The following is a 12328-nucleotide window of genomic DNA, read 5'->3' as shown; positions in this document are numbered from 1 at the left end:
CCATGCAAACCGATCCGGCCCAGTACATCCGCGACACGATCCGCACCGTGCCCGATTGGCCGAAACAGGGCGTGCAGTTCCGGGACATCACGCCGGTCCTGCAGGATCCGCGCTCGTTCCGGGTGCTGATCGACCTGTTCGTCTACCGCTACATGCGCCAGCGCCTGGACCTGGTGGCGGGCATCGACGCGCGCGGCTTCATCGTGGGTTCGGTGCTGGCCTACGAGCTGAACCTGGGCTTCGTGCCGGTGCGCAAGCAGGGCAAATTGCCGTTTCGCACGGTGGCCGAGGAATACGCCCTGGAATACGGCAACGCGACGGTGGAAATGCATACGGATTCGGTGCGGCCCGGCCAGCGCGTGCTGCTGATCGACGACCTGATCGCCACCGGTGGCACGATGCTGGCGGCGTCCCGCCTGCTGCAGCGCCTGGGGGCCAATGTGGCCGAGGCCGCCGCCATTATCGACCTGCCCGGCCTGGGCGGCTCGCAGGCCGTCCGGGACTCTGGCCTGCCGGTGTACACGGTCTGCGAGTTCGAGATTGGATGAGCCCGTCCTGCGCGTTCCGGTGCGGGGCGTCCAGGGAAATGGACCGTTCGACGGCGCCGGGCGGCAGGGCCGCATGCGTGGCCAGCACGACGGTGCGGCCCTGGGTTGCCCGGGACAGGTCGGCCAGGAATTCCGCCTCCGTGCCGGCGTCCAGGCCCGCGGTCGGCTCGTCCAGCAGCAGAATGTCCGCGGGCGACAATAACGTCCGGGCCAGGGCCAGCCTGCGTGCCTGGCCGACCGAAAGACCGGCCCCCGTTTCCCCGATCCAGGTATCCAGTCCGTGCGGCAGGCCGCGGACGAAGTCGCCCAGGCGAGCGGCTTCGAGAGCATGCCACAGGGCCCCGTCATCGGCTTGCGGATCGCCGATCAGCAGGTTGGTCCGTATCGTGCCGATGAACAGCGGCGCGTCCTGGGCCAGCAGGGCGATACGCTGATACAGTTCGCTCTGGGCGCAGTCGCGCACATCGACTCCGCCGAAGCGGATGCAGCCCGCCTGGGGGTCGTCCAGGCGCAGCATCAGGTGAAGCAGGGTGGACTTGCCCGAGCCGCTGGCCCCGGTCAGGGCGGTGCGGCTGCCGGGGGGGAGATCGAGATCGACGCCATCGAGGACCGGTCTGTCCGGAGCCTCCGGATAGGCATAGCGCACGCCCCGGACTTGCAGCGCGCCTGTCCGCGGCAGCTTGCCGGGCACCGGAGGATCGTGCAGGTCGGGCTCCGCGCCCGTGATCGCCTCGATACGTGTCAGCGCCGCAAGCGTCGCGCCCATCCGGGCCGCGCCCCGGACGACGGGACCCGTGGTTTCGAACAGGCCCAGCGCGGCCAGCAGCAGCCCCGCCAGCAGGGGAGGCTGCATCAGGCCGCGTTCGACGGCATCCAGGCCGGCCCACAGGATGGCGAGCAGGGCGGCGCCGGTGGCGGCGTGAATCAGACCCTGGCCGCCGGCGCCCAGGCCGGCCTGGGTGTCGCGGGCATGGGACGCCTGGCGGCAGGCGGCATCGAAATGCCGGCGGACGGGGGCGGAGAGCGCCAGGGCGAGGATGTCCGCATGGCCTTCGACCGCTTCCTGTATTGCCGCCCGCAATTGGGCGGCGCTGTCCTGCACGGCCCGGCCCGGCGCCTTGGCCTGGTATAGCAGGATGGCCGGGCCCAGCAGGCAGGCGGCCAGGAAAGCCGCGGCGACGACCCAGGCGGCGGCCGGCAGCTGCCAGGCCAGACATGCCGTCATGGCCAGACCCGCCATCAGGGCGCTCAGCAGCGGGGCCATCAGGGACAGGAACAGCGTGTCCAGCGCGTCGACGTCCGATGTCAGGCGTGCCACCAGGTCGCCTGAGCGGTAGCGCGCGAGCTGGCGTGGCGACAGACGGGCCAGGGCTCGAAAGAGCGTGCCGCGCAGTTCCGCGAGCAGGTGCAATGTCGCCGTATGGCCGGCCAGGCGTTCCGCATAGCGGGCGCCGATACGGATGAACGAGAATCCGCGCACCAGCGCCGATGGCACGAACAGGTTGAAGGCCTGGGCCGCGCTCGCCGAGGCGGCTCCGGCCAGGGCTGCGCCGGTCAGGAACCAGCCGGCGACGCCCAGCAGGCCCGCTCCGGCCGCCGCGGTCAGCAGGGCCAGGGCGATGGTGGCGGCCAGGCTTGGCCAATGGCGCCGGTAGAGCTGGAGCAGGAGGTGCCGGCGGCTCATCGGGCGGCCGCCTGACTGTGCGCCCGGGGACGGGTGCCCGGATTGCCGTGGCGGATTCATGCCGCCGCCTCCTCGATGCGGCCGTTGGCAAGCAGGATGCGGCGAGGCAGTCTTCGGGCGACTGGGAGAGAGTGCGTGACCAGCAGCAAAGTGCGTCCGCGCGCGAAGGACAGGAGGTTGTCCAGGACGGCCTCGCGCGTGTCGTCGTCCAGATGCGCCGTGGGCTCGTCGAGCAGGATCAGGCCGGGGTCGCGCAGGTACAGCCGCGCCAGGGCGACGCGCTGTGCCTGTCCGCCGGACAGGCCATGCCCGCGAGGATCGATCCTGCTGTCCAGGCCTCGCGGCAAGCGGTCGGCGAATGGGGTCACGCAGGCTCTTCGCGCCGCCTCGGCGATCTCCGCGGGACTTGCATCGGGGCATCCGAGCCGGATGTTGTCGGCGATCGTCCCCTGGAGCAGGAAGGGGCGTTGGCCAATCAGGACGACCCGGTCGCGCAGGCTTGCCTCCGGCCATTCCTCCAGGGGACGCTCGTCGAGCATCACGGGACCTTCGGCCGCCTGGAGCCGCGCCAGGATTTCGAGCAGGGTGGTCTTGCCGGCGCCGCTGCCGCCCAGCAGGGCGACATGCTCGCCCGCCCGGATCGACAGCGACAGGCCGTCCAGGATCGGCCGGGTCCGTTCCGGCAGGCTCAGCCGCAATGGGCCGGCGTGCACGGCGATGCCGGCCGCTTGTCCGGGCCGGCGCCGCGCATCGGGTGGGCCGGCCGGCCGCTCCAGCGGGGCCGTGTCGATGGCGGGCAGGGATTCGAAGGTCTCTTCGATCTGGGCGACGGCGGCCCGTGCGGCCGCGCGGTCGTGGTAGTGAGCGGCGAATTGCCGCAGGGGCGCATAGACTTCGGGCGCCATCAGCAGGCAGAAGAATCCCGCCTGGAGAGACAGGGCCTGTCCTCGCAGATCCAGGTAGCCCAGGTAGCTCAGGCCGATGTAGACGGCGACACCCGCCACACCGAGCGCGGCGAAGAACTCCAGCACGGCGGAGGACAGGAACGCGATGCGCAGGACGGCCAGAGTGCGGGCGCGCAGAATGTCGCTGGCCTCGGCGACCGCTTCGGCCTCGGCCTCGGCGCGGCCATGCAGTTTCAGAGTGGACAGGCCGCGCAACCGGTCGGCAAAGAAGCCCGACAGGCGGGCGAAAGTCTTCAGATGGCGCCGGCTGGCGGCCTCGGCGCCCCAACCGACCAGGGCCATGAAGAGCGGAATCAGCGGGGCGGTCGTCAGCAGCAGGAGGCCGGCGACGAGATCGACAGGCAGGATGATGAGCGAGAACGCGATCGGCAGCGCGACGGCGGCCGCCACGGAAGGCAGGTAGCGGGAAAAATAGCCGTCCAGGGCTTCGGTCTGCTCGACCACCACGCCCGACAGTTCGCCGGATGCCTGGCGTCGTGTCCACGCGGGACCCGCCGCCAGCAGGGCGCGCAACAGTGTCCGGCGGACGGCATGCTTGATGCGTTCCGCGGCAAAAGAGCCCGCCCGCTCCGCCATCCAGGCCAGCGCCGCGCGGGCCAGGATCAGCGCGGCGATCCCGACGAGCGGCTCCAGCAGGGAGGCGCGGGCGATCCCCAGGACGAAGCCGGCTTCCAGGACATGCGCCAGCAGCCAGGCCTGGAGGATCAGCAGACCGCCAGCCAGCAGAGGGGCGGCCGTGGCCAGGGCCAGCGGGACGCGGGCCAGGCGCGCCAGATCCCGCAGCCATCGGGCCTGGTCCGGCGTCGCGGGCTGGAGGATGGCCGGATCGTATTCCAGGCTGGAGCGGCCGTTCACTCAGTGTCCGCGGGATCCGGTGGCGGCGCGTGCGCATGGCCCTCGCGCAATTCGAACCACATGGCGTTCAGGATGCCGAACGCGCAGGCCAGGCCCAGGCCGAGAATCCATGAAAAATACCACATGCCGGACTCCTCAGTAGGCGTTGTGGGAAGCGCCGACGGACTCCGCCGTGACCTTGCCGCGCATCACGCGGTAGACCCAGGCGGTATAGGCGGTGACGATGGGCAGAAGGATCAGGGTCACGAGCAGCATGATCCACAAGGTCAGGTGGCTGGATGACGCATCCCAGACGGTCAGTCCCGCCGCCGGGAGGCTCGATGAAGGCAGGATGAAGGGGAACAGCGCGAAGCCTGCCGTCAGGATCACGCCGGCGAACGCGGCGGACGAGGCCAGGAACGCCAGGGGGCCGACCCGGCCAATGGACATCAGGATGGACGTGAGCAGCGCCCCGCCCACGCCGGCGGCCGGGGCGAGCCACATCGCGGGCCAGATCGTGAAATTGCACATCCAGCCGCCGGTCTGGAGGGCGACGCTCTTGGCAAGCGGGTTGGAGGGCGCGGCGGGATCCGTGAAGCTCGTGATGGCGTGGCCCTGGATGCCGTAGGCCACCCAGAATCCTCCGATCACGAACAGCACGATCGACAACAGGGCCGCCATCGCCCCCCATCGGCGCGCCCGGGCCGCCACCATGCCTTCCGTGCGCCAGGCCAGCAGCACGGCGCCGTGCATGGCCACCAGCGCGACGCTGAGGATGCCCGACAGCAGGGCAAAGGGGGAAAACAGCTGGAAGAAATGGCCCGTGTAGACGGGGCGCATGGTGTCCGGATCGAAGCTTGCGGGGACGCCCAGGATCACGTTGCCCATGGCTACGCCGAATACCAGTGCGGCGACGGTGCCTGAAAAGCATAGCGCGGCATCCCAATTGCCGCGCCAGCGCGGGCTTTCGAACTTGCTGCGGTACTTGAAGCCGACCGGTCGCAGGATCAGCGCCAGCAGGGCCAGCATCATGGCGAGGTAGAAGCCCGAGAAGGACGCCGCGTACAGGAGCGGCCAGGCGGCGAAGATGGCCCCGCCCGCCGTGATCAGCCAGACCTGGTTGCCTTCCCAGACCGGACCGACGAGATTCAGCGCCACGCGCCGTTCAGCGTCGGTCCGCGCGACGAGGGGCAGCAGCGCCGCCACGCCCAGGTCGAAGCCGTCCATGATCGCGAAGCCGATCAGCAGGGCGCCCAGCAGGCCCCACCAGATCACGCGCAGCGTGCCGTAGTCCAGAGGAATCAAGGTTTCCATTGCCGTCTCCCGTTCAGGTCTGCAGGGGGATCCGTCCGGCCATGCCGGATATCATCGGATCCTGAGGGGCGCGCGCCTCCGTGGGGCCCTTCCGGACGGCATGCAGCATGACTTTCACACCGATCACCAGCAATGCGGTGTACAGCGTCAGGAAGACCGCCAGGCTGATGGCCAGATCCGTGAGTGTCAGGCCGGAGGCCGCGTAGTAGGTCGGCAGCACGCCTTCGATGACCCAGGGCTGGCGGCCGTATTCGGCCACGAACCAGCCGCATTCGATGGCCACCCAGGGCAGAGGCAGGCTCCAGAGGGCGATTTTCAGCAGGCGGGGGTTGCCGTCCAGGCGCCCGCGCGAGGCGAGCAGGAAGGCGACGGCGAAGAACAGGATCAGATAGAAACCGACGGCCACCATGATGCGGAACGTCCAGAACAGGGGCGTCACGCTCGGGACGGTATCGAGCGCGGCCTGGTGGATCTGCGCGTCCGTCGCCTTGGAGAGGTCCTGCGTGTAGCGCTTGAGCAGCAGCCCATAGCCGAGATCGGGCCAGATTTCATCGAAGCGCTTGCGGGCGGCCTGGTCGCCCGGGTGGGCGCGGATGTGACGCAGGGTCTCGTAGGCGGCGATGCCGTTGCGCACGCGCGTTTCGGCACGCGCGACCAGGTCGTTGATGCCCGGCATGGGCGTCGTGAGCGAACGCGTGCCGATGATGCCCATCACGTAGGGGATCTCCAGGGCGAAATCGTTCTTGCGTTCCGCTTGGTTGGGCACGGCGATCAGGTTGAAGTTGGCCGGCGGCGGTTCGGTTTGCCACATGGATTCCATGGCCGCGATCTTCATCTTCTGGTGTTCGGTGGTCAGGTAGCCGCTCTCGTCGCCCAGCACCACCACGGACAGCGAGGCGGCCAGGCCGAAGCTGGCGGCCACGACCATCGAACGCTTGGCCAGATCGATGTGCCGCTTGCGCAGCAGGTACCAGGCGCTGATCGCCATGACGAACATGGCGCCCGCGGTATAGCCGGCGCTGACGGTGTGCACGAACTTGGCCTGGGCCACGGGGTTGAACAGCACGGCGGCGAAGTCGGTCATTTCCATGCGCATGGTGTCGGGATTGAACACCGCGCCGACGGGGTTCTGCATCCAGCCGTTGGCGATCAGGATCCACAGGGCGGAGAGGTTCGTGCCCAGCGCGACCAGCCAGGTCACGATGAGATGGCCGAGCCTGGACAGCCTGTCCCAGCCGAAGAAGAACAGGCCGACGAAGGTGGCCTCGAGGAAGAAGGCCATGAGACCTTCGATGGCCAGCGGCGCGCCGAAGATGTCGCCGACGTAGTGGCTGTAGTAGGACCAGTTCATGCCGAACTGGAATTCCATCACGATGCCCGTGGCCACGCCGAGCGCGAAATTGATGCCGAACAGCGAGCCCCAGAATATCGTCATGCGCTTCCAGATCGCGCGGCCGGTCATGACATAGACGCTTTCCATGATCGCCAGCAGGAAGGACAGCCCCAGCGTGAGCGGCACGAACAGGAAATGGTACAGGGCGGTGGCGGCGAACTGGAACCGCGACAGGTTGACGACGTCGAAGTCGATCATGATGGATCCCCCGAGGGTTTGGGACTGCGAAGCTTGCCGGCGAAACCGAGCACTTTCTGGATCCGGGCGCCGAGCCGCATCAGGCTTTGCAGGGTTTCCGGCGGCAGACGCTGGATTTCATCGAACCAGCCGGTGGACAGCTCGATCAACTCCAGCATGGCCTGCATGCGTTGGCGGGCGTGTGTCTCGGCCTCGTTCTTGGGCGTTTCCAGGAGGATGTCGCGCAACAGGCTGAGGGTCGGATCGATCTCCCGCTTGCGTTTTTCCTCCATGAGGACGCGAAAGATTTCCCAGACATCGCCTAGCGATTCGTAGTAGTCGCGCCGATCGCCGACCTGGCGCGCCTGGCGGACCAGGCGCCATGATTGCAGCTCCTTGAGGCCCATGCTGACGTTGGACCGCGAGAATTTCAATGTCTCGGCGATTTCGTCCGCATGCAGGGGTTGCGGAGCAATGAACAGCAGGGCGTAAATCTGGCCGACGGTACGATTCACGCCCCAACGGCTGCCCATTTCGCCGAAGTGCAGGATGAACCGTTCGGATTGAGGCGAGAGAGGCATGATCCTGGTTTGTTACATTAATTTCAGTTTTTACTGAAATTTCTGAATAAAACAAATGTAGATCAATATTCGTGGCTTGCCAATACCCTTATGAAAATGGGGGATATCAGGCAACACTTTGCCCCGCGCGGCGGCGGAGCCGCCCGTTTCGCTATACCAGCACCCGCTCGATGCCGCCCGCGTTGGCGGCCTTCACGTAGTCCGGCATCCAGTTCTCGCCCAGCAGGTGCTTGGCCATTTCCACCACGATGTAATCGGCCGACAGTCCCGTGTCCTGCTCGTAGCGCGCCAGGCCCTGCAGGCAGGACGGACAGGACGTCACCATCTTCACTTCGCCCTGGAAGCCGTCGGCGCGGATGGCGGCGGTGTTCTTCGCCAGTTCCTCCTGTTTGCGGAAGCGGATCTGGGTGGAGACGTCGGGCCGCGAGACCGCCAGCGTGCCGGACTCGCCGCAGCAGCGGTCGGTCTTGATGGCATTGCCCGCGCCCAGCAGGGACTTGACCGTTTTCATCGGGTCCTGCTGTTTCATGGGCGTGTGGCAGGGATCGTGGTAGATGTAGCGCACGCCCCGCACGCCGGCGATGTCCACGCCCTTTTCCAGCAGGTACTCGTGGATGTCGATCAGACGGCAGCCGGGGAATATCTTGTCGAACTGGTAGCTTTCGAGCTGGTCGTAGCAGGTGCCGCAACTGACCACCACCGTCTTGATGTCCAGGTAGTTCAGCGTCGTGGCCATGCGGTGGAACAGCACGCGGTTGTCCGTGACCATCTGCTCGGCCTTGTCGGCCAGGCCGTTGCCGCGCTGCGGATAGCCGCAGCACAGGTAGCCCGGCGGCAGCACCGTCTGCACGCCCACATGCCACAGCATGGCCTGGGTCGCCAGGCCCACCTGGGAAAACAGGCGTTCGGATCCGCAGCCCGGGAAATAGAATACGGCCTCGCTGTCGGGGGCGGTGGCGGCCGGGTCGCGGATGATCGGGATGATGTGCGGATCCTCGATGTCCAGCAGTTTGCGGGCGGTCTGCTTGGGCAGGCCGCCCGGCATCTTCTTGTTGACGAAGTGGATCACCTGCTCGCGGACCGGGGCCTTGCCCACGGTGGCCGGGGGGTGGGCCACCTGCCGCTTCGCCACGGGCGCCAGCAGGTCGTGGGCCAGGCGCTGGGCCTTGTAGCCCATGCCGATCATGGCGGCGCGGGTGGCCTTGATGACGCGCGGATCCTTCGCGTTGAGGAAAAACATCGAGGCCGCCGTGCCGGGATTGAAGGACTTCTTGCCCATGCGGCGCAGCAGTGCGCGCATGTCCATGGACACGTTGCCGAAGTCGATGTCCACCGGACAGGGGTTGAAGCACTTGTGGCACAGCGTGCAGTGGTCGCCGACGTCCTCGAATTCCTCCCAGTGGCGGATGCTGACGCCGCGCCGGGTCTGCTCTTCGTACAGGAAGGCCTCGATCAGCAGGGAGGTCGCCAGAATCTTGTTGCGCGGAGAATAGAGCAGGTTGGCGCGCGGCACGTGGGTGGCGCAGACGGGCTTGCACTTGCCGCAGCGCAGGCAGTCCTTGATGGCGTTGGAGATGGCGCCGATCTCGGTGCGCTGCATGATCAGCGATTCGTAGCCCAGCAGGTTGAAGCTGGGCGTCCAGGCGTGCGTCAGGTCGGCGCCGGGCATCAGCTTGCCGGCGTTGAAGCGGCCCTCCGGGTCGATGCGGCGCTTGTAGTCCTGGAAGGGCGCCAGTTCGGCCTCGCTGAGGAATTCGTATTTCGTCAGGCCGATACCGTGCTCGCCCGAGATCACGCCGTCCAGGTCGCGGGCGATGCCCATGATGCGGGCCACGGCGTCGTTGGCCTCGCGCAGCATCTCGTAGTCGTCGGAGTTGACGGGGATGTTGGTGTGGACGTTGCCGTCGCCCGCGTGCATGTGCAGGGCGACGAAGACCCGGCTCTTCAGGACACGGTCGTGGGTGGCCTGCAGGCCGGCCAGGACCGCGGCGCATTCGGCGCCCGCGAAATGGCGCTCCATGGCGCCGCGGATATCGGTCTTCCAGGAAATCCGCAAGGAGTGGTCCTGGACCAGGTCGACGATGCGCGCGTCGGGCTGGGCGGACAGGCGTTCTTCCAGTTCGGGCCGGCGCTCGTCCAGGCCCAGGGCGGACAGAGTATCCAGGCTGTCGGCCAGCGGGGCGTCCAGGTGGTCCAGCAGCCAGGCCCAGCGGCGGCGTACCGCGGTCAGGGTGTCCAGGGCATCGCGGCGGCGGGCGGCCAGGATGGTGTCGCGCGTGTGCTCGGCGTCGTCGGGGTCCTCGGCCTTGCCGATCGGCAGATCGCCGTCCAGGTAGGTTTCCAGGGCGTCCGCCAGGCGCAGCTTGTTGCGGGTGGACAGTTCGATGTTGATGCGCTCGATGGCGTCGGTGTATTCGCCCATGCGCGCCAGCGGGATCACCACGTCCTCGTTGATCTTGAAGGCGTTGGTGTGGCGGGCGATGGCGGCGGTGCGGGCGCGGTCCAGCCAGAACTTCTTGCGGGCCTCGGGACTGGCGGCGATGAAGCCTTCGCCGTGGCGTGAATTGGCGATGCGCACGACCTCGCTGGCGGCCAGGGCCACGGCGTGCTCGTCGTCGCCGACGATGTCGCCGATCAGGACCATCTTGGGCAGGGTGCCGCGCTTGCTCTTGGTGGCGTAGCCGACGGCGCGCAGGTAGCGCTCGTCCAGGTGCTCCAGGCCGGCCAGCAGCACACCCTGCGCGCGGCCCCGGGTGTCCAGATAGTCCTTGACCTCGACGATGGACGGCACGGCCTGCCGCGCCTGGCCGAAGAACTCCATGCAGACCGTTCGCGTGTGGGCGGGCATGCGGTGCAGGATCCAGCGCGCGGCCGTGATCAGGCCGTCGCAGCCTTCCTTCTGCACGCCGGGCAGGCCGGCGAGGAACTTGTCGGTGACGTCCTTGCCCAGGCCCGCCTTGCGGAAGCGCCGGCCCTCGATGACCAGGATCTCGGTCTTCAGCGGGGTCTGTCCGGGGCGCTTCGCACCGTCGAACCATTTGAGTTCGAAGCGGGCCTCGTCGACCTCGTGGATCTTGCCCAGGTTGTGGTCCAGGCGGGTGACCTCCAGCCAGTTGCCCTGGGGGTCCACCATGCGCCACCAGGCCAGGTTGTCCAGCGCCGTGCCCCAGAGCACGGCCTTCTTGCCCCCGGCGTTCATGGCGACGTTGCCGCCCACGCAGGAGGCGTCGGCCGAGGTCGGATCCACGGCGAAGACGCGGCCGGCGGCCTCGGCGGCCTCGGCCACGCGGCGCGTCACCACGCCGGCGCCGGTCAGGACGGTGTGGACAGGGGCTTCGACCCCCGGCAGGGCGATGGCCTCGACCGGCCCGATGGCGTCGAGTTTTTCGGTGTTGATGACCACCGAGCGCCAGGACAGCGGGATGGCGCCGCCGGTGTAGCCGGTGCCGCCCCCGCGCGGGATGATGGTCAGGCCCAGGCGGATGCAGGCGCGCACCAGGGCGGCGATCTCGTCCTCGGTATCGGGCATCAGCACGACGAAGGGGTATTCCACGCGCCAGTCGGTGGCGTCGGTGACGTGCGAGACGCGCGACAGGCCATCGAAACGGATGTTGTCGCGGCGGGTCAGGCGGGACAGCTTCTTCAGGGCCGCGTGGCGCAGCTCGGCCGTTTCCACGAAGCGGGCCTCGAAGTCGGCGACGGCGGTCCGGGCGGCTGCCAGCAGCTTCTGGACCTGGGCGTCGCGCGGGCCGTGATCGTCGTCGCGGCGGTGATCGATCTCGGCCAGCCGGTGGTTCAGGGCCTCGATCAGCAGGTGGCGGCGTTTCGGGTCGTCCAGCAGGTCGTCTTGCAGGTAGGGGTTGCGCAGCACGACCCAGATGTCGCCCAGCACCTCGAACAGCATCCGGGCCGAGCGGCCGGTGCGCCGCTGCGAGCGCAGTTCCGACAGTACCCGCCAGGATTCTTCGCCCAGCAGCCGGCGGACGATTTCGCGGTCCGACCAGGAGGTGTAGTTGTAGGGAATTTCGCGCAGGCGCGGCGCCTGGGGGGATGCGAGCAGTTCGCGGGCGACAGGGGCGTTCATGAGGGCGTCGAGGGTCGGTGCCCCTGGGATCCGAAGGGGCAATTACTTAGTTTAAGGGCAAAATGCCCCTGATTCGGGATGAGCTTATATCGGGAGGTGATGAGAGGGAGGAAGGCCGCCGCTCAAAGCCACCCGCTCAGCCACGGCCAGGCGTGCAGCAGGGCGGCCGTCATGACGATGTAGCGCAGGAATTTGCCGATGGCCATGTAGGAGACGCAGGACCAGAAGGGCAGGCGCAGCCAGCCGGCCACGGCGCACAGCGGGTCGCCGACGCCGGGCAGCCAGGACAACAGCAGCGCGGGCGGTCCGAAGCGGTGGAACCAGCGGGTGGTCAGGGCGTGCCAGCGGCCGCCGGGCGATGCGGTGTCCATCGGGTCCGACGCCGGGCGGGACGGCATTCCGGCCTCCGCCGCCTCGCCGGACCGGGTGCCGTCTCCGGCCAGGAGCGGATCGTCGTGGCCGGCGGCCTGCCGCGCCCGCCAGCGGTGCCAGGCGGCTTCCGCTCCGGCGCCCATGGCGTAGCTGATGGCGCCGCCGAGCGTGTTGCCCGCGGTGGCGACCAGGACGGCGGGCCAGAACATGGAAGGCGTCATCTGCACGTAGGCGAAGACGGCCGGCTCCGACCCCATGGGGAGCAGCGTGGCCGACACCAGGCTGATGAGGAAAATCGCGGGCAGGCCGACCTTGGGCAGCGCGAACAGGGCCAACAGAGTGTGGATCGAGGATTGCAGCCAGGTTTCCATGGGGG

Annotated in this window: 9 protein-coding genes; 1 reads left to right on the top strand and 8 read right to left on the bottom strand. The window is 68.2% G+C overall.

Features of this window, described 5'->3' with window-relative positions:
- The first annotated feature begins 2 nt into the window (after positions 1-2).
- A complete protein-coding gene (locus tag ACTPOE_RS09235) occupies positions 3-548 on the top strand; it encodes an adenine phosphoribosyltransferase (RefSeq protein ID WP_458871915.1) in 546 nt (181 codons plus the stop codon).
- Here ACTPOE_RS09235 and cydC read toward each other — a convergent pair.
- The 8 genes from cydC to ACTPOE_RS09195 all read right to left on the bottom strand — a co-directional run bounded on the left by cydC (position 460) and on the right by ACTPOE_RS09195 (position 12323).
- Complete coding sequence (cydC, locus tag ACTPOE_RS09230) at positions 460-2232, bottom strand: thiol reductant ABC exporter subunit CydC (RefSeq protein ID WP_458871914.1); 1773 nt, start codon at positions 2230-2232, stop codon at positions 460-462. The two genes, ACTPOE_RS09235 and cydC, sit on opposite strands and share 89 nt — an antisense overlap.
- Before the next feature lie 56 nt (positions 2233-2288).
- Complete coding sequence (cydD, locus tag ACTPOE_RS09225; protein WP_458871913.1) at positions 2289-4052, bottom strand: thiol reductant ABC exporter subunit CydD; 1764 nt, start codon at positions 4050-4052, stop codon at positions 2289-2291.
- The gene (cydX, locus tag ACTPOE_RS09220; RefSeq protein WP_458871912.1) at positions 4049-4177 is read right to left on the bottom strand and encodes a cytochrome bd-I oxidase subunit CydX; all 129 of its coding nucleotides are present in this window, start codon (positions 4175-4177) and stop codon (positions 4049-4051) included. The genes cydD and cydX overlap by 4 nt, the downstream gene beginning before the upstream one ends.
- 10 nt (positions 4178-4187) lie before the next feature.
- The gene (gene cydB, locus ACTPOE_RS09215) at positions 4188-5345 is read right to left on the bottom strand and encodes a cytochrome d ubiquinol oxidase subunit II (protein ID WP_458871911.1); all 1158 of its coding nucleotides are present in this window, start codon (positions 5343-5345) and stop codon (positions 4188-4190) included.
- 13 nt (positions 5346-5358) lie between these two features.
- Complete coding sequence (locus ACTPOE_RS09210) at positions 5359-6936, bottom strand: cytochrome ubiquinol oxidase subunit I (protein ID WP_458871910.1); 1578 nt, start codon at positions 6934-6936, stop codon at positions 5359-5361.
- Positions 6933-7496, bottom strand: a complete 564-nt coding sequence (locus tag ACTPOE_RS09205; protein WP_458871909.1) for a GbsR/MarR family transcriptional regulator — start codon at positions 7494-7496, stop codon at positions 6933-6935. The genes ACTPOE_RS09210 and ACTPOE_RS09205 overlap by 4 nt, the downstream gene beginning before the upstream one ends.
- Positions 7497-7647: 151 nt before the next feature.
- Positions 7648-11580, bottom strand: coding sequence for a DUF3683 domain-containing protein (locus tag ACTPOE_RS09200; RefSeq protein ID WP_458871908.1), 3933 nt, complete (start codon positions 11578-11580; stop codon positions 7648-7650).
- Between the two features lie 122 nt (positions 11581-11702).
- Positions 11703-12323 carry a YqaA family protein gene (locus ACTPOE_RS09195; protein WP_458871907.1) on the bottom strand — a complete coding sequence of 207 codons (621 nt, stop codon included), beginning with the start codon at positions 12321-12323 and terminating at the stop codon, positions 11703-11705.
- Positions 12324-12328: the final 5 nt, after the last annotated feature.

The sequence above is a fragment of the Castellaniella sp. WN genome (assembly GCF_054457555.1).
This window is presented reverse-complemented; position numbering and strand designations above follow the sequence as displayed.